At 47.1% G+C, this 19,330-nt stretch carries 15 protein-coding genes; 8 read left to right on the top strand and 7 right to left on the bottom strand.

Going from position 1 to position 19,330, the window contains the following annotated elements:
- The first annotated feature begins 54 nt into the window (after positions 1-54).
- The 3 genes from EL633_RS11660 to EL633_RS11650 all read left to right on the top strand — a co-directional run bounded on the left by EL633_RS11660 (position 55) and on the right by EL633_RS11650 (position 4,236).
- Positions 55-453, top strand: a complete 399-nt coding sequence (locus tag EL633_RS11660; protein WP_126627346.1) for an FAS1-like dehydratase domain-containing protein — start codon at positions 55-57, stop codon at positions 451-453.
- Between the two features lie 175 nt (positions 454-628).
- The gene (locus tag EL633_RS11655) at positions 629-1,837 is read left to right on the top strand and encodes a thiolase family protein (protein WP_126627345.1); all 1,209 of its coding nucleotides are present in this window, start codon (positions 629-631) and stop codon (positions 1,835-1,837) included.
- A 2-nt stretch (positions 1,838-1,839) separates the two neighbouring features.
- Positions 1,840-4,236: a 3-hydroxyacyl-CoA dehydrogenase/enoyl-CoA hydratase family protein gene (locus EL633_RS11650; protein WP_126627344.1), complete on the top strand. Its 2,397-nt coding sequence runs from the start codon at positions 1,840-1,842 to the stop codon at positions 4,234-4,236.
- Between the two features lie 424 nt (positions 4,237-4,660).
- Here the strand turns inward: EL633_RS11650 and EL633_RS11645 are convergent, their stop codons facing one another.
- On the bottom strand, positions 4,661-5,773 hold the full coding sequence (locus EL633_RS11645; protein WP_126627343.1) for an ABC transporter ATP-binding protein: 1,113 nt from the start codon (positions 5,771-5,773) through the stop codon (positions 4,661-4,663).
- Positions 5,774-6,849: 1,076 nt separating this feature from the next.
- On the opposite strand from EL633_RS11645, the gene EL633_RS11640 reads away from it, so the two are divergent.
- A complete protein-coding gene (locus EL633_RS11640) occupies positions 6,850-7,083 on the top strand; it encodes a hypothetical protein (RefSeq protein WP_126627342.1) in 234 nt (77 codons plus the stop codon).
- A gap of 261 nt (positions 7,084-7,344) precedes the next feature.
- On the opposite strand, the gene EL633_RS11635 is transcribed toward EL633_RS11640, so the two are convergent.
- Entirely contained in the window at positions 7,345-8,283 is a 939-nt protein-coding gene (locus EL633_RS11635) for a methyltransferase domain-containing protein (protein ID WP_161982089.1), read from the bottom strand.
- Positions 8,284-8,752: 469 nt separating this feature from the next.
- Between EL633_RS11635 and EL633_RS11630 the strand changes: the two genes are divergently transcribed.
- Complete coding sequence (locus EL633_RS11630; protein WP_126627340.1) at positions 8,753-9,958, top strand: GAF domain-containing protein; 1,206 nt, start codon at positions 8,753-8,755, stop codon at positions 9,956-9,958.
- 27 nt (positions 9,959-9,985) lie between these two features.
- Positions 9,986-10,933, top strand: a complete 948-nt coding sequence (locus EL633_RS37105; protein ID WP_174845164.1) for a hypothetical protein — start codon at positions 9,986-9,988, stop codon at positions 10,931-10,933.
- A gap of 149 nt (positions 10,934-11,082) precedes the next feature.
- Here the strand turns inward: EL633_RS37105 and EL633_RS11620 are convergent, their stop codons facing one another.
- From EL633_RS11620 to EL633_RS11610, 3 genes are all read right to left on the bottom strand, one after another.
- Complete coding sequence (locus EL633_RS11620; RefSeq protein ID WP_218027464.1) at positions 11,083-11,298, bottom strand: helix-turn-helix domain-containing protein; 216 nt, start codon at positions 11,296-11,298, stop codon at positions 11,083-11,085.
- A gap of 330 nt (positions 11,299-11,628) precedes the next feature.
- Positions 11,629-12,639, bottom strand: coding sequence for a GspE/PulE/PilB domain-containing protein (locus EL633_RS11615; protein ID WP_161982088.1), 1,011 nt, complete (start codon positions 12,637-12,639; stop codon positions 11,629-11,631).
- A gap of 722 nt (positions 12,640-13,361) precedes the next feature.
- Positions 13,362-14,051, bottom strand: a complete 690-nt coding sequence (locus tag EL633_RS11610) for a response regulator transcription factor (protein ID WP_246039212.1) — start codon at positions 14,049-14,051, stop codon at positions 13,362-13,364.
- Positions 14,052-14,467: 416 nt separating this feature from the next.
- Here EL633_RS11610 and EL633_RS11605 point away from each other — a divergent pair, with 416 nt between their 5' ends.
- Together EL633_RS11605 and EL633_RS11600 are read left to right on the top strand one after the other, a co-directional pair.
- Positions 14,468-14,854 carry a cytidine deaminase gene (locus EL633_RS11605; protein WP_174845163.1) on the top strand — a complete coding sequence of 129 codons (387 nt, stop codon included), beginning with the start codon at positions 14,468-14,470 and terminating at the stop codon, positions 14,852-14,854.
- A gap of 323 nt (positions 14,855-15,177) precedes the next feature.
- Entirely contained in the window at positions 15,178-16,311 is a 1,134-nt protein-coding gene (locus EL633_RS11600; RefSeq protein ID WP_126627336.1) for a carboxylate-amine ligase, read from the top strand.
- 126 nt (positions 16,312-16,437) lie between these two features.
- Here EL633_RS11600 and EL633_RS11595 read toward each other — a convergent pair whose 3' ends face one another.
- Together EL633_RS11595 and EL633_RS11590 are read right to left on the bottom strand one after the other, a co-directional pair.
- The gene (locus tag EL633_RS11595; protein ID WP_246039211.1) at positions 16,438-17,907 is read right to left on the bottom strand and encodes an acyltransferase family protein; all 1,470 of its coding nucleotides are present in this window, start codon (positions 17,905-17,907) and stop codon (positions 16,438-16,440) included.
- Between the two features lie 402 nt (positions 17,908-18,309).
- Positions 18,310-19,272 carry an aldo/keto reductase family protein gene (locus tag EL633_RS11590; RefSeq protein ID WP_126627334.1) on the bottom strand — a complete coding sequence of 321 codons (963 nt, stop codon included), beginning with the start codon at positions 19,270-19,272 and terminating at the stop codon, positions 18,310-18,312.
- Positions 19,273-19,330: the final 58 nt, after the last annotated feature.

Below are 19,330 nucleotides of genomic sequence, written 5' to 3'. Positions count from 1 at the left end.
ACTGGCTCGTAAAGGCTTACCCGACTTAGCCATACGTTGATGAGGAGAAGAACGATGCAAGTTGGTGATACACAAAATTGGGAACGGACATTTACTGATGATGATGTACGCCTCTTCGGACTAGTGTCCCGCGATATGGGAGCTCATCATATTCTCCCGGATCAACAGGGACGTGTGATGGTTCATGGCTTATTGACTGCTACCCTGCCAACTAAAATTGGTGGCGATCTCAATTTTATTGCACACGATATGTCGTTTGAGTTTGTTCGACCGGTCTTTGTGGGCGATACCGTGCGCTGCGAGGTCACGATCACCCAGCTTGAGCAGCAGGAGAAACGCACGAAGATGTGTGCAACGGTCTTTTGCCGTAATCAGCAAGGAAAAGTTGTTTTGACCGGCTATACGACCGGCATTATCGCTGAACCTGAACCGCTATCCGTGGGCCTACTTTAATTAAAAATAAAAAAGTCTCACTAGCGATCCTGGATGGGTAACGCTTAGTTTACTGATCCGGATTGCTACTGCGTGTGTATTTTACCCTGAATAATGAAAATATTTTCATACAGCATAGAGAGAAGGGATTGGCTCTTCTGCACTGTATGTTTCTTATGCGAAGGAGCAAATAGTCATGGCTGAAGCCGTTATTGTCAGTGCCGTACGTACACCGATCGGACGTGCACATAAAGGTGTGTTAAAAGATGTGCGTGCCGATGACCTGGCCGCGGTCGCGGTAAGAGCTGCGGTCGAGCGGGTACCACAGTTAGATCGATCGTTAATTGAGGATGTGATCCTGGGTTGTGCTTTTCCTGAGGGTGAGCAGGGTATGAATCTGGCCCGCCTGGTTGGCGCGCTGGCCGGACTGCCTGAGACCGCGGGCGGCGTTACGGTGAATCGTTTTTGTGCTTCAAGCTTACAGGCCGTGAATATGGCGGCCCAGAATATCATGCTAGGACTGGGTGAGGTAGTGATTGCCGGCGGCGTTGAGAGTATGTCGCGTGTCCCGATGGGTGGATTTAATCCTAGTTATAATCCTCGCTTGATCAAGTCTTTACAGGAAAAAGATAACGAGAAGGTCGCCAATTCAGTCTATCCTCCCTGCGAGCTGGAATATGGCTATTCCAGTTATATCCCCATGGGTATGACCGCTGAGAATGTGGCGCGTGAATATGGCATTAGCCGCCAGGATCAGGATGCGTTTGCTTTACGCAGCCATCAGCGTGCTATCGCGGCCACGGATCAGGGCATTTTCCGCCGCGAGATTGTGCCGGTGCCGCTACCCAATGGTCAGACGCTTGAGATCGATGAGGGACCACGGCGCGATACTTCATTGGAGCGCCTGGCGAGCCTGGAGCCAGTCTTTATCAAGGGTGGTAGTGTCACCGCTGGTAACTCCAGTCCCTTAAATGACGGCGCATCTGCTGTTGTGCTGATGTCGGAGGAACGTGCCCGTGCTCTGGGCATTACACCCCTGGCCCGTATCCGCACCATGGCTGTGGCCGGTGTCCGTCCTGATGTAATGGGCATTGGACCTATTCCAGCGGTGCGCAAACTACTTTCACGTGCCCATCTTGAGCTTGGCGATATCGATATTATCGAGTTAAATGAGGCCTTTGCCGCCCAGAGTCTGGCGGTGGCCCGTACCCTCGGCATCGATGAGGACAAACTGAATCCACATGGTGGCGCGATCGCCCTGGGACATCCTCTGGGCAGTAGCGGTGCCCGCTTGATCGCGACCCTGCTCAACGATTTACAGACAAAGGATAAGACTTTGGGAATCGCCACGCTGTGTGTCGGTGGTGGCCAGGGTCTGGCTACCTTGATTGAGAGGATGTCGTAGTTATGCCATATGCTATACGTAAGGCTGCTGTCATTGGCGCTGGTGTGATGGGCGCGGCTATTGCCGCCCATCTGGCCAATGTTGGCATTCCTAGCCTGCTGCTTGATATCGTGCCGGCCGATGCTAAAGATCGCGATATCATTGCACGCACGGGCCTACAAAAAACATTGAAGAGTAAGCCCGCCTCGTTTTATAGCAAACGCGGCGCGCAACTGGTCTCCATCGGCAATATCGAGGATGATCTGGAGAAGCTGGCTGAGGTAGATTGGATCATCGAGGCGGTAATCGAGCGGGCGGATATCAAGCAGTCGCTCTACAACAAGATCGAACAGGTGGCCCGACCCGATGCGATTATCACATCGAACACCTCGGGTCTGCCAGCCCATCTACTGGTCGAGGGACGCTCAGAAAATTTTCGCCGTCACTTCATGATCACGCACTTCTTTAATCCTGTCCGTTATATGCGCCTGCTGGAACTGGTGCCAACCGCCGATACGGATCCCGAACTGCTGCCATTTATGCGCCAGTTTGGCACGGAGGTCCTGGGCAAAGGTATCGTGATCTGTAAGGATACGCCTAACTTCATTGCGAACCGCATTGGTGTCTATGGCTTCCTCTCCACCATCCATCATGCACTGGCCGAAGGCTACACGATCAGCGAGGTCGATACGATTCTGGGAACCAACATGGGCCGCCCTAAATCGGCGGTCTTCCGCACGGCGGACCTCTCAGGACTTGATACGCTGATGCATGTGGCCAATAATCTGTATCAGAATGCACCAGAGGATGAGCAGCGTGAGACGTTCAAGATTCCCGAGGTGGTGCAACAGGTCATCGACCGTGGCTGGCTGGGTGAGAAGAGTAGCCAGGGCTTCTATAAGCGTACGAAAGGTGCTGATGGTGCTTCAACAATCCTTGAGCTGAATTTCAAGACGCTGGACTATGATCCTCAGCCCAAACATCGCTTTGATTCCATCGGCAAGGCCCGTAACCTGGAGACGCCTGAACAGAAGATCAGTACGGTGCTCAATGGCGACGATCGGGCCAGCCATCTGGCCCGTGAGACAACGGCTGATGCCTTGATCTACGCGGCTAATCGAGCTCCAGAGATTGCTGAAACGATCGTGGATGTCGATAATGCCATGCGCTGGGGCTTTAACTTTGATCTGGGCAGCTTTGAGCTATGGGATGTCTTACTCAAGGACCCTGCTCTGCTGGACAAAGTCTTTGCGCGACGTGATCTGCCTGAACTGGTACAGCGTGTCCGCGCACAGGGAGAGGGAACCTTCTATCGTACAACCGCCGGCGAGAAGCAGTACTTTGATTTCCATACCAATAGCTATCAGCCAGTACCCGGTGCCCGTGGCGTCATTTCTCTCGATGCGTTGAAATCAGCTACCGGCAAGTCAGCAGTGGTACGGGACAATGGCTCGGCCTCCCTGATTGATCTGGGAGATGGCGTTGCCTGTCTGGAATTCCATACCAAGATGAACTCGATCGATGAGGGCATCGTTGAGATGATGCGCTATGCGGTCGAGGAGGGCTCAAAGCAGTTCCGAGCCCTGGTCATCGGCAATGAAGCTCCAGATTTCTCTGCTGGCGCCAATCTCTTCCTGGTCCTGATGGGTGCGCGTCAAGGAGCCTGGGATATGCTGGAGGCCGCGATCTCAGGACTACAGCAGGTGCATCAGCTCTTGAAGTTTAGTCCTTTGCCCATTGTATCAGCACCAACAGGCCGTGCGCTGGGTGGGGGTTGTGAGATGATCTTACACACCCATCATACACGCGCCCTGGCAGAGTCCTATATTGGCTTAGTTGAAGTAGGCGTTGGACTAATCCCCGCCGGCGGCGGCTGTAAAGAATACCTGCTTCGTCAGGGAGCCAGCGTGGAAAGCCAGAAATCGGCTAAGTCCAATGGACCATTCACACCCGCGCGCCGTGCCTTTGAGACGATTGCTGTCGCGACCGTCTCTACCAGTGCTACAGAGGCCCAGGAACTCCGCTTCTTACGCAAAACGGACAAGATCACGGTCAACCGTGAGATCCTGTTACGGGATGCTAAAGCTGACGCCATCAAGTTGGCTGAAGCCAAAGAAACTGGCACCTGGCAGCCAGTGCAGCCGCAAATGCTCCTACTACCCGGTGCCGGTGCACGCCTGGTACTTGAACAACAGGTTGAGGGCATGCTCCTGACTGGAAAGATCAGTGAACACGATTCCATCATCGCCAGCCACCTGGCGCGTGTGCTCACAGGAGGCGATTGCTCACCCGTGACACCAGTCACAGAGCAATACGTCCTCGACCTGGAGCGTGAAGCCTTCCTGAGTCTCTGCGGCATGGAGAAGACCCAGGATCGCATGCAATCGATCCTGCAGGCCGGCAAACCACTCCGTAACTAACCCCATCAGTACCCACACCCCCATGGGAGTGTGGGTACTTTCACTATCCTGCAAACCATACAATTCAGAACAAAAATCATCCCCCCTATTTTATTCATCCACACCAAAAATCATCCCCTATTTTATTCGCGCACACCAAAAATCATCCCCTATTTTATTCGCGCACACCAAAAATCATCCCCTATTTTATTATCTATGACAAAAAATGTGTGTAACACATTTTTTGTCATAGATAATAAAATAGGCAAGTCCCCTTCAGGGGACGAGTGCGGGAGCACCACATAATCCCATCAAGGATGGTAATCACATACCCTCTATCTCAACCCATAAAAAAAGCACCAGTGCCAATTATTAAATTAATGGCACTGATGCATCCGAAACATCTCAGTGGTGTTACTCCTCACCCCATAGAGACAAATGTTTCTTAGAAAATGGATTCACCGGTATCGGAGTCAAACAGATGAATCTGATCGCTATCAACGTACAGGCGGATCTTGTTACCAGCTACGACACGAGCACGTGGATCAAGAGTAGCAACGATATTTTTGCCACCAGTTGTCAGATAAACCTGGAGCTCGTTACCAAGATTTTCTACCACATCAACAGAAGCGTCAAGGGATGACTGCACTTCACCATTCTCCCCACCTACCAGAGCGGCATCTTCCAGGTGAACCGGGCGAATACCAAAGGTGAGGTTACGACCAGCAGCAGCACGGGCACGCTCAGTGTAGATAGCAGGAATAGTCACACGGCCAATGCCTTCGAGAACAACAGCGGTATTGCTGCCTTCAGTGTTGACTTTAGCCTCAGGAATGAAGTTCATGGCAGGTGAACCAATGAAGCCAGCGACAAACATATTCGCAGGATGATCATAGAGCTCTTGTGGAGAACCCAGCTGCTGGATAACACCACCATTAAGAACTGCAATGCGATCACCCATCGTCATGGCCTCAACCTGGTCGTGGGTTACATAGATAAAGGTTGTCTGGATACGCTGGTGCAGTTTGATGATCTCAGCACGGGTAGCAACACGCAATTTCGCATCCAGGTTAGAAAGGGGCTCGTCCATCAGGAAGACCTGTGCTTCACGGACGATTGCACGACCCAGAGCAACACGCTGACGTTGACCACCGGAAAGTTCTTTTGGTTTACGTTTGAGCAGCTGCTGCAGACCAAGGATCTCAGCGGCATCTTCTACACGCTTTTTGATCTGATCTTTGGGGAAATGGCGCAACTTCAAACCGAAGGCCATGTTATCGAATACGGTCATATGGGGATACAACGCGTAGTTCTGGAAGACCATTGCGATATCGCGGTCTTTAGGGTCAACACCATTGACGATACGGTCGCCGATGTAAATTTCTCCGTCTGTGGGCTCTTCCAGGCCAGCGATCATACGCAGGCAGGTACTTTTACCACAACCAGAAGGTCCGACCAATACGAGAAATTCTTTGTCTTCGATATCAAGACTAATGTCGTGCACAACTTCAACTTTGTTGAAAGTTTTGTATACGTGATTAAAACGCACTTGTGCCATGAAGGACTACTCCTTTTCGCTTCCGTAGCAGGTCCATTCCTGCTACCCCTCACATTTTGTAGAGAAGCTTTCGCTTGATGCCAACATTGCAACTGATATCATATTCAGCTGGGAGCCAATGTGGCCTCTTAACGTCAATACATTGCGTTAACGAGCTCCGAAGCTCTTGCTTTGTAGACGTTAAACCAGAGTATACCATAAATTCTGTTAAAAGTGAAGTGCATCGATATAAAATACAAAAATGCCGACAGCCACATTAAATTTCAAACAATTATTTATTTGAACGCCATGTGCAAGCTTTATCCCTCACACCTCGCGCCTATGGCTCTCGCTTCTTTTGAGGAGGGAAATGGCGAGGTGGTCGCGACCACCTCGCCATTTCCCTCCTCAAAAGAGTGGGTATGTGGAAAACTTGCACATGGCGTTATCTTAAGTGGTTCTGCCAAAAGTGCGCTATCCCTCCAGGCTTTTTTCTTATCTTGTATGCTGCCAAAATCGCGCTGTGCGCGATTTTGGCAGCATACAAGATTCCTTTTTGCGCGCCGAAGGCGCGGGATATCATAGAAAAATAAAAATTACTACCAAATTTTTTTAAGCATTTGCATAATAGCAGTCTATATACTTATATAGCGTATAAAGAAAATATTAAAATACACCATTTTAAACATAAGATTATCATTAAGGTAATGGCAGCCAGAATCCCATAGCCATATGCTAAAAGTACTAAGCACTATTTAACATTATTCTACATTCGGATTCACAACGAGAAATTTATATGTTGGATTGTTAGTCAAGATGTAATAAGCTTGTCGGTCTTTATAGCATATATCATTCATACAAACATATATATTTAGCTTATAAAGATTGCGTGAAGATATCCATATTTTATGCATTACTCGGCATCTTAACACTAGACAAGGACGTACATCGTCGTGCATACTATGAATGTGCATTGTTAATGTTGTTCTTACAAACGATGTACAATGTATTTACATCGCGCGTGAGTCTGTTGTATGTAGCAGAATATCAAAAAACCAGTCGCCCAAGGGTTCAGGGTCAGGAAGGAATGGGATACCATGCTTGGAGCACACGAACAACGCAGTGAAGTTGCCCGTTTATTATCGCAGATCAGTTCCGAATATGAAGCTGCACAACGAGGCCTCGTGGGTCTATCTTATGGTATGTCACAACATGATTTTATTACGGCTCGCATGGAAAACATGGGGCAGCTACATACGGAATTACAATCAATTGTTGGTGATGTAGCCATCGCTATGATCGCCGATCGTTTAAATACAATTCATTCTTAACAGAGTTTCACAACTGCATCAGCGATGCATACCAAACTCATGCTTGAGATACTGGGAATTATCTATTGGTGCGCTTAAATATCAAGCTCAAAGTATGCAGCACAATAACTATCAATACTCACCTCTCGATTAATTTATGTGCTCAACCCACAGAAGGCACCTGGAAACAGGTGCTTTTTTTTCTTACTACCACTATCTCAATAAAAAAGCGATCCTGCCAGTCATAACAGGATCGCTTTTTTGTACTTTTTCAGATCAAACTTATAGGGCATCATTTGTTAATAAAATTGGCTCTCCATGGGGGGATTCTACATGCATATCTGCGTAAAAACATGGTTTTGTACTACTATCCCACACACCTGAAACGACAAACTCAGTTTCTTCACTTCTGAAATTTTCATGGTCCAGGGCATTGTTTGTCTTATCTGTAAAACATTGTAACCAATGTGTTCGATCATTATGAGAGAGATAAGGGGCTCCTTCACAGACGAACCATTCAGCTATCCCTTCCAGATAAAAACGGAAATCAGCTGGCAGTGGTGCCTCCCTGACAATTTTGTAGGCTCTCTCTTCAACATCTTTGAAACCTGCATCACGGAGGTAGCCTGCTAATTTTGAGCCAACCCAGCTATCTTCATGGGCATAACCATTGGCCACACGCTCCATCTCCCAGCGCTCACGTGCCTGTAAAACCCGTGCCTGCAACATGGGATCAATGCCGTGAAATTTCATAGTGCCAAAATCGATATCTTTAATGACCAGCTGTCCTCCACGCTTGAGATAAGGACCCATCGCCGCAAAGGTCACAGCAGGTTCAGGTAGGTATTGGCTGACATTGGCGCTGAAAATCAGGTCAGCTGACCCATGCTCTATGGGTAATTGCTCTAGCATGGCACGTTTATATTGGACCAGGTGCCGATACCAGGTATTGTTGCTTATCCTTTGGGCTGAGATAAGTGCTTCCGTGGAAATGTCAATCCCAAGTATGCTCCCCTCCAGCCCAATAGCATCCGCCAGGAATGGAGTCCACAAACCAGGTCCACACCCCGCATCTACAACAAAACTTCCTCTTTCTAAACGCAAGTCGCGAATCATTTGTCCGCGTTCTTTAAGTTTACTCTGGTGATGTTTTACCAGCCATTCTATCGCGTTTAGTGGAAGACCACATTCATTGACATGTACAACATTGTTGACCACCATCTTCTGACTTATCCTTCCAGCCATCAAATGTAATTATATCTTATTAATCACTATTCGTGATTGTCATTAATATACATGCTGGATTATAAAAAAGCAATATATTGTTTGACATTGTAGCACTTCCGTTTAAACATTGTAATGTACAAGCTTTTGAGCTTGGAAAAATTAAAAATTATTAATATTAATAGAGGCTACAAATTTGTCATTTTATAGCATCTTATGCGTAGACTGTTTGGATTGAAGAGATAAGGTACGCCTGCTTTATACCTGCTCTGCAACACACATAGCGCTCAGATCTATTTTTGTATACACATTGATTGGCAAATTTACACTTTAAATGTGTTTAAACTGTTAAGAACCCGTAAATTTTTTTGTGATTTTTGTAACATTCCTTGCCTCATCTATGCTATAATAGTAACTGTACAGCTAACTCATTGAGGTTGTACTATGTTTAGATGAGAGATGAATCATGGGTAATGAATCTTTTCCCAATGAACAACAGAAGAAGAAGCGTGGGCGCCCTGTGGGGTCGCATAGCATGAGTTCGGGAACGGCTTCTCAACAAAAAAAGCTATCTGGCAAGAGGCTGCCCGCGCGATCATCCTCAGCTCCAACCAAAGCAACGGTCATTCCTTCATCTACTACTGAAGAGGATGATCTTAGTGCCACGCCTTTTTGTGCTTTTCTTCGTAGCATCATGCAACATGATCGGGCCGAGTTGGCACGGGTGGCGCGCGAACTTTCGGTCGCCGAGAATACAGTGTATCGTTGGATGAATGGGACATCAGAGCCGCGTGCCGGACATTTGAAGAAGTTGCCCGCCGCTATTCCAACGTATAGTACTCAATTGACTGCGGTCATTAATCAGACTTTCGGAGATATTCTAAGCGCATCAGTGGTTAGTGTGCATGAAGTACGCAAAGAGGTCTATCAAAACGTATTAGAAATAGGGGCGAGTAGTCAGGATGATGATACGCGCTTCTGGCATGTTACTGAATGTATTTTTGAGGAGGCGCTACGACAATTAGATAGCGAGCGCCATGGTTTAGCCATCACGTATGCCAGGCTGATGTCAACACATGAAGATGGCATTCATTCTCTACGCGAGGTGCGCATGCGTGGGCATACTCCCTGGGCCGATTCTATGGAGAGTAGAGTGTTCCTGGGTGTTACTTCCATGGTGGGCTCAGCCGCTATCTCGCAACGCATTCAAATATGGAATAATAAAGATGGTGATCGGACTCTGGTCGAGATCGATGAACATGAACATAGTGCCTGTGCCGTTCCTGTCCGTCGTGGTAACTTGTTGGCGGGCGTACTTGTTGTCTCCAGTACACAGTCAGATTTCTTTAAAGATTCCACAACTTGCCAGATAGTTGCAGAATATGCCTTACTGATGGGAGTGGCATTATGCGATCGTGATTTTCATCCTTCTGCCCTCTTGCATCTCAGGCCGATGCCTCCTTTAGGTTGGCAAAGGAAGAAAATTAATCACAGCTATCTTAATCGTATTATTACTTATGCTCGTACACATCAAATGTCACGTCGAGATGCAGAGTTTTGGATTGAACGTGAGATGGAGTTAGAATTTGAGGAGGAGGCCCATCGCCTTTTAGTTTTAAGAGGGCAGGATCAGCCGCTTTCTATAGTATCTAATACGCCATCCGATCATTGATTATTCTTTGGATAGAGTAAAATAATTATGCATACTTCCGATCAATCACCAGAAGAAAATCAGTTGCCGGTACCACAATCTCCTGATCCGTATGCTCAGCGACCAGCATCGGAGGACGATACAATACGTCCCGCCGATCAGGCTGAGCCAGAAACCCGGGAGGATACAATTTCAAAGACGGTTCCCTCTTCCTCTAAGGATGAGGAGACTACCCGTCAGGATCCGGCTTATCCACCAAAGCCTTCTTTTTATGAGCAGGCGCTGGCTGAATCTGGAGTTTCCAGGACACCAGAACCTCCTGTGGTTGGATCAGTTCCTACACCGCCACCAGCTCGTCCGGCGGCGACATCTTATGAGACACCTGTACGGCAGGCAGACGCTGGCAACATACTCAACGCGCCTGCATCTGGCTATCAACAGCCACCTGCAGGTTATATGCCCCCTCCTGGCTATCCTGCGTATCCACAGGGTGGTTACTATCCCGGTATCCAGCCACCACCATTTATGCCAGCACCACCACCGGCTAAGAAATCACGGACCTGGCTCTGGATCCTTATCGCGGCCCTGGTGGTGATTATAGTGGCAAGTTGTGGTTTATGTGCCTGGGTCGGGTATTCTTCCTTTGGGGGCATTTATAAACAGGCATATAGTGCGGTAGTGGATGGAAATCAATTGGTGAATGATTATTATGATTCCGTCCAGAATAAACGCTATTCCCAGGCCTACACCTATCTGAGCAATGGTCAGTCAAATGATGCTTTTATTGCTCAAGCGACAAAACAGGATAATTTATATGGACCTGTTTTGCGCTATACGGTTGGGCAACCACAATCAATCACGTCTAGTAGTGGCGGCACAATCGATAGCTTCTCAATTGTGGTAGATGTGGCACGCCAGAAGAAATCGTATAAAGCAAATTTACAAGTGAAACGTATCAATAATCAGTGGAAAATCGTGAGCTTCGATCAAATTTAAGTAGCTTACAATCTACAAAAATAAGAGGAACAGCCTGTATAGGTTGTTCCTCTTTTTATGATTTCGCTTTTGTACGTTCTTACAAGTTCTCTATGTACGAGATAGGTATGTATTCTGATCTTATAATTTATAAATGGAGAGATAAATAACTAGCTAGCAGAATTTGATACCGTCGTCATAGGAACCTCACGCCCGACACAGGCTCGCAGATCCTCGCGATAAAAACGCCATGTACTCCCAACTTTATGTCCGGTTAGTTGTCCCGACCACATGAGTCGGTAAAGAGTTGAGCGGCTTACACGCAGGTAGCCCATTGCTTCTTTGAACGTCAGCAGAACATCTTCCTGAAGCATCTGTACGACCATGGATTCTCTCCTTGAAAAATAATAACTAATAAATAAGTGCACTTGACACTAACGATGTAGCGCTGAGAGCTTTACGATTCATACTATCATTGTCTCATTGCATGTTATAGTAACCAATGTTGATACGCTTTCATGTTAAGGAACAGTTGCGATCTGGTTAATTTTACTCGTGGCATGGTTTGATCTTCACTACCAACATATCTATAAGACCCATGCGAGATCTGTTATAGCTGTTTATCAAATGATTACAGTAAACTTCTTAACGTTTCATTTTGTCTTACTCTGGCGGCATGGACTTTATATAGCTAACTTTATAGCGTTAAGATTTATTTACCAGGAATTAACTAATAAAGTATGAAGTTTACTTTCTTCACAGGCGACTGGAAAAATTGTGTATCCGGTCAACATGTGGAGACGTGCAATGGCATGACTATTGGTTGGTTCTTGCATGGCAACAGTCAGACAGTGCTGTTCATATCCAACCGGAACACATTTGAGTTCACAGGCAATATGATACGGAATCAGCTGCTTTAAGCGTCCCGGCAGGATCCTGGGAAGTTCCATAAAAGGTGTACGTGCCACCTGTGGGTCACTTTCCTGGTTATCTCTAAATAGAGGCGAGAACGATATCGTGGGTATAGGTTTGACACCATGGAGCTGAGTGGTAATAGCTGGTCGCAGAGTAAGGTGATGTACAGCTTGACCCGCTTGCTGCGCGAACTGCTCATATGAGGCGGCTGGCCGCGGATATGTCGCGATACCCAACGCAATGGTCGTTTCTCGCTTCAATGGCGGAATTATGGTTTCAGCCTGCAACAAACAGATGCTGTCAAAGACGCGCTCTGCGATTTTCTGGATACCAACCTGATCTACATCCACAAAGATAATCGCCACACCAGAAGCATCAAAAATGAACATTTTGTCATCTAACCGCAACACTCGCCGAACATTTGTCAGGACCTGATCCAGGACCTTTGTCGGAGCATGATAACGTTTGCGCTGATAGGAACTGACGGATTGGGATGTCAGCTGATGGGATTCTCTTTGGACGAGATGGAGCAAGAGCATGCTGACCGACTTTTGCATGGGCAAAATTTCGTTGAGGAGTTCACTCACCCTGCGATCCAGGTCTTGCGAAATTGGTACCCTCTGCCCATCATCCCATTCGGTTGCTTGTTCTACTGCATCTTCGGTACCGGCTGGCTCAAAGACGTTACAGCGACAGGGTTCACAGCTTCCAGGTGCTACAATCAAATGCCTGGCTAAGCTGGCTGAAAATTGAGCGATCTGTGCTGCCTGAAGCGCTGAAACTTCTTTCTGTTGCCTGGTTCTACTTCCCACAACGTGGCCCTTCCTGGTATAACCCCTGAGTGTTGCTCTACAATACCTTTGCATCCATAAACACAAATGCAAAGATGCCCATTCCTAGCGGCATCCTGGCTAATTATTTATACATATTGACCTGCCGTAGCCTGAGACCACTAAAGGAGCTTCACTTTGAAGTATACTTGCATTACCACGCCAAAGATGTAGTTAGACTGTTACAGTCTGGTTAAAATGCTCACATTAAGGTTAAGTTATAATCAACGAAGGTTGCTTGCTATCCGCACTCGTCCCCTGACGGGGACATACTTCTTAATTTTATGCTGGTTTGTGAAAAATGTGCTGTGGCACATTTTTCACAAACCAGCATAAAATTAATGAACACCCCTGTGACAATCCGGGAACACTTTGCCACTCTAGAATCAGCATAAAATTAATGAACACCCCCAATTCAAGAACGCTTTGCCACTCTAACAGTTTAAGCATGGTTCAAATCATTATGACACTTTGAACAGTGGTGCCAGGCCATAAAAAAGGTTTTTGAGCCTGATAAGGATGATCTTTGACTTTCCAAACTGTCACATCCTTTCAAGCTCACTCTGAACCATGCCTTTAGTTTTAAATGTGCTATAAAATTGTGCGTAAAGCGCACAATTTTATAGCACATTTAAAACTAAAGTATAGGTGCGCTTTAGCGCCCGAGTGCGGCAGGCAACACGCTCCCTCAATCAAACACTCTCTTATGGCTCAATAGTAATAGGAGCAGAAAAAGTATAACCCACACCAGGTACAGTCGTAATATAACGAGGTGTATTCGGATCAGGCTCAACCTTCTGCCTGATATGGCGGATATGCGTCTTCACCAACCCTGAATCACCGGCCTCATCATAGCCCCAGACGCGCTCAATAATCATATCCGTAGTTAAAACCTGACCTGTATGCGAGATCAAGAGATGAAGCAAACGACTTTCAGTTGGAGTCAGGCGCACCTTAATGCCGTCTCTGGTAACCTCATGTCGCATGGCATCCACCGTCATCGGTCCTACGGTGACGGCAGAAGAATGGGTCAAACCACGTGTATTGGAGGCACGTCGCATCACCGCCTTAATACGTGCCAATAGTTGCCTGGGACTAAATGGTTTGCGCAAATAATCATCCGCCCCCAATTCAAGTCCCCTCACCTCATCATCTTCTCGATCATGTGCTGTCAATATCATCACCATGGAATTGGTTTCCGTGCGCATTTGACGGCACACTTCAAAGCCATCTAGTTTTGGCATCTGAATATCTAAAATTACCAGATCTGGTAATGTTTCACGCCAACGTTTGATGGCTTGTTCTCCATCGAATGCCCGAACAACATCGTAACCATGGCCTTTGAGCCAGTAGCTCAACATGTCTACCATGTCGCGGTCATCATCCGCCACCATGATCTTCAATTCTAGCCTCCTGCCTGTCCTACATTACAATACTAGGATGTACCAATGTTCTGCAAAAAATATAAGTTCTAGATTTGCTTTCGTTTGTAGTAACGCGAGTATAGAAAGCAGAGTAACATCATGATACAAAATGGGCTATCGATGCACAATTTTATTCCTTATCTTCGTCAATAGACTTTAAGGGATTGGAAGATTTTTAACCGCCGACACTTTTTTATTTTAGTGTGTGGTGATACATTATGCACCACACACTAAAACGCAAGGGAAGCGCGCTTCCCTTGCGTTTGTACTGATCGGCTTGACGAAGATGACTAAAAGAGTTAGATTGTAGCAACGCACAATGCCGCATGTGGAGGTGTTGCTCTTGTGGTTATTGGTGGTAAATATTACTTGAAGGATGTTTGGTGATGGAACGAGAAACTTTGCTGGCCCTTGCACGCGAGACAGCTCAACGTGCACATTGTCCCTATTCTCATTTTCGCGTTGGTGCGGCATTGGTGGCCGGCGAACAGGTGTTTGTGGGGGTGAATATTGAAATATCAAGCTATGGTCTGACACTCTGCGCGGAACGCTCGGCACTTTCAGCGGCGGTAACCGCTCAGGCCGCACCAATTACACAGATCGCGATCGCTTGCATTGATGCTCCAAAGGATGCACCTGAATATGAGCGTATGCCCTGTGGTGCCTGTCGTCAGTGGATCGCCGATCTTGCTCCTGATGCGACTGTGTATATAGATGGTAGCCAGCGAGATTTCCAGGTCTCTGATCTGCTGCCATTCGCATTCAAATTATAATCTTTTTGTCATGGCTTACCCCTTGACAGATCTATCGCCCTTGTGTACGCTATAAGTCCCAGTACTTTAACGGCTTAGTGTTACATTCTAGTGCAACCCATGCTTGAAAGGCATTTATCCAGAGGTGCTTATATGCAGGGCTGGTGCAATCGAGCACGATGGCCGTTACAACTATATGTGCTCCTCCCGGCGGGATTGGCCCTTCTTCTTTCCGCCTCACTACGATCCTTCCATTTTTTGATAGGTTCTTTCTCTCCTGTAGGCCAAATTACGTATACTATCTTGATACCTGCAACGCGGATATTACCCAGAAGGAGAAAGCGATGTTACCTCGTTTTACTCTCGGTGTCGAAGAAGAATTCCAAATGGTCGATAGCAATACAGGACAATTAATATCCCATGTCCATAACGTGTTGAACAAAGGGATGCCTGTTTTCGGTGAGTTGATTAAAGCCGAAATGTTGCAATCTATGGTGGAAATTATTACTCCTGTCTGTAACAATATTCAGGATCTACGACAGGATCTTGCGGAGCGGCGCAGGCTGCTGGCTCGCATACTTGAGGAAGACAATATTTCCTTGATCAGTGCCGGTACCCATCCTAACGCGCACTGGCGAGATCAAGCACGGACCCTGAATGCTCGCTATGAGGAACTGGAGGAGGAGTTTCAGGATGTGGGGCGCTCGATTCTAATTTGTGGTTTGCATGTTCATGTCGGAATCGATCCTCATGAAATTGCGGTTCCTCTGATGAATCAACTCCGCACCTGGATTCCTCATCTGTTGGCCCTCTCTTCTAATTCTCCTTTCTGGGTAAACCGCTATACCGGTCTTAAGTCTTATCGCGCAATTGTGTGGCGGCGCTTTCCGCGCTCGGGTATTCCGCCTACGTTCAGCTCGATGATGGAGTTCGATGGCTATGTGGCCGACCTGATGCGCAACGGCTGTATCGATAATGCCAAGAAGATCTGGTGGGATATTCGCCCGCATCCATTTTATCCTACGGTCGAGTTTCGTATCTGCGATATGCCAGCGACCCTCGATGATACGATAGCGATTGCGGCTCTCTGCCAGGCTCTAGTCTGTAAGCTGACATGGCTCCATAAACACAACATGTCTGTATCTGTAATTCCAACTCATTACATCGAAGAAAATAAATGGAAGGCGGCACGCTATGGTCTGGATGCGGTGATTGTGGATTTTCCGCAAAACCGTTGCTTATCTATGCGTGAGTCGCTCCATGAATTGCTGGATTTTATTGAAGATGTCGTAGATGAACTGGGGATTCGCCGCGAGGTGCTGTATTTGCGCACGCTGCTGGATGATCCTACTGGTACCGGAGCGGATCGGCAGATCGCGGTTTATCAAGAGACTCAAAGCATTCAGGCTGTTACAAATTATCTGGTGCAACGTACTCTACAGACTTCAAATTCTGCTTCAACGCTTGCGACTTCCTGATCTTTATGTATCTTGCTTTCATTGTTGGTGTATGAATATAAGATAAATTGAGAGTCTGCTGGCTACTATACACTAACAGAAGACCGCAACGACGCGGTCTTCCTGATTTATGTTCTACACATGTGTTTATGGATTCTCGCCCGTTTCAGGTGGATTTTGTAGGACCGCTACGGCTGCCGTAACTGGCTCTTCTTTTAGTTGTATCTGACGGCCCCGATGCTTTCGACGTTGTTCCAAACGTTGACAGAGCTTTTCTCCCATTTGTATGCCTGGTACTTCGATTAATTTGTAGAGCGCAATTGATAATGGAAATGCGGTCAATAAAATCCATAGCCAGTAAACGAGATATTGGGCTGGTTGGCTCCAGTGCTGAAGCTGAAATTTAGGCAGGAACATGCTCAGGAATAATAAAATAATGGGATAGTGCCACATATATAAGCTATATGAGATCAATCCCACCCAGCGTAAAGGATTCCATTCAAATGGACGTTTAAGCCAGCTCGTTCCATGGCGCAGGGCCAGTATGCATAGACCATAACTGATCGCATATACCAGTGGCTGAAACATATAGCTATAGTTTGTGAGAAAGGCTTGATAAGGATCGAGGAAGTTGAGGGTCTGACCGGGAAAGAGCTGGTAAAAGTGCCAGAGGGTAATGAAACCAAGCAAGCCAAGCCCACCCATAAAAATCACTGGACTACCCTGGCGCATATATCTGACGAATTGTGTGTGCAGGGCTATCTGCTTACCATAACTATAGATGGCAGCGATCAGCATGCCTATCGCGAAGACCTCAAGATATTTACCAGTAGCTCCATAGACATAAGGTCGAAATATGTCTATGACGGTCGATGGTACTATTCCGCTTAAAAAACCATCACCACCATCGCGCATGGATGCTCCCCAGAAACGGGTCCAGACGCCCCAGACTACTATCAGTATTAAGCACAGGATCATTTTGATGAGCCGCCAGTGCGCTGCGCCCCGCCGCACCAGCAATGCCATGCCCCAGGCCAATAGGGGGAGAAGTATATAGTATTGGAATTCCAGGGCCAGGGTCCAGAATGGCCCGTTGACCCTCTGAAAGGTGAGAGGGAAATCCATGCGAAAGGTCAGAAAGAGCCACAGGTCGGGTGAGTGATCGGACTTAAAATATTCAGGGGCGAGAAAGATGAGCATCAAGAAGAGGGCGACATAATAACCAGGCACGATACGGAAAACGCGGCGTATATAGAAACGCGGAACGGATGGCCATGGGCTATCAGACAACATTGATCGCACAAAGGGAAGAAACAATAAGAAACCGGATAAGACAAAAAAGAGGATGACGCCTGACTCACCAAAGAGGGCCACGGCACTGAAAAATGCTCCAATCCCTTGCAGGGGCGGATTCCATATACCCGAGAAACGGGCTAACAAGTTCATGTGAAAGATGATGATTGCCAGACAGGCAACAGCTCGTACACCGTCAAGGACGGCAATAGAATTTTTCTTTTTGCCATCATCTAAAAAATTGCTGATTATCTGGCCCCGCTGGGCCAGGTGCCGATAGAGTCCTGTACAAACAAACTGTAAAGAGCGGCCACGACTTTCCATATCCACATCATCTCATTCCTGTTATAGCACTTTTTGTGCTTTTTCCATCATTATAAGCCGCTCAAGAATTGCAACATCTACACAGTTATATACATAATCACAGCTCTGTCTTTAGCGTGTGTCTGACTCTCACTCTCTTGGGGAAGCATACAGCCAGCAGCACTCGGGCCCTAAAGGGCCCATGCTTCTTTTGCGTGTGTTGTCAAAAAATGTCCGAATAACATTTTTTGACAACACACGCAAAACCCTTGGAGCACCAAAGGCGCGAAAACAACGCTTAGCGGTCCATGGATTTCATGGGAGTCAGACATATTCTTACCTGTTACCAAACTCTCAATAACAAAAGAGACCAGGAGCTATTCCCGGTCTCTTCTTTTCTAGGACTTGTTTATGCGTATAACACTAATAGCGCACAACACCTTCAAGGATAGAATCGATACGCTCTAAATCGCTATCGCTCAATTTAATGTCGGCAGCTTTGACATTTTCTTCAACCTGCTCAGGACTTGAGGCTCCAATAATAGTGGAGCTGATGTTCTTCTGCCGTAAAATCCAGGCCAGTGCGAGCTGGCTGAGTTTGTAGCCACCCTCATTGGCAAACTTCTGCAGTTCCTGAACGGCGCTCAGGGTCTTGTCATCCAGCAGATCCTTCATGAAGTTGTTGATCTTGTTGTTAGCGGCACGAGTATTTGATTCTGGTTGCTGGCCGGGCTTGTATTTACCGGTCAGGACACCCTGTGCTAGTGGCGAGAAGACAACCTGACCAATACCTTCGCGCTCAGATAGAGGTATGATGTCCTTTTCGATGTAGCGATTGAGCATGTTGTAAATTGGCTGATTTGAGACGATCTTGTCAAGATTCAGTTCGCGGGCAGTGTAAACTGCGTCAGCGATATTGGTGACAGACCATTCAGAGACGCCTGCATACAGGATTTTTCCTTGTGTGATCAGGTCGTCAAGGGCGCGTAACACCTCGTCGATTGGGGTCTCGGGATCATAGCGATGGCACTGATAAAGATCAATATAATCGGTACCCAGACGTTTTAAGCTGGCATTACATTGCTCCATAATGTGCTTGCGGGAAAGTCCACGGTCATTGGGACCTTCTCCCATTGGAAAAAAGACTTTGGTGGCCAGCACATATGAATCACGTTTATAATCGCTTAAGGCTCGTCCTACTACTTGCTCAGCCTGCCCACGATTGTAGGCGTTGGCGGTATCGAAGAAGTTGATGCCACTTTCGTAGGCACGGTGAATACAATCGCTGGCGATTTTTTCTTCGGTTGACTCACCATATGTCAACCAGCTACCCAGTGAAATAGTACTGACTTTGACGCCAGCACGTCCTAAATGACGATATTCCATGTGAAAATATCCTTCCGTTGTTTCGCCCGCTGTGGGCTTGCGAAGTCACACAGATATA

Origin of the sequence: Dictyobacter alpinus, assembly GCF_003967575.1 — a bacterium.
In the GTDB taxonomy this organism is placed as follows: domain Bacteria; phylum Chloroflexota; class Ktedonobacteria; order Ktedonobacterales; family Ktedonobacteraceae; genus Dictyobacter; species Dictyobacter alpinus.
The sequence above is the reverse complement of the archived record's forward strand: the minus strand, read 5'-3'. Positions and strand labels throughout refer to the sequence as shown.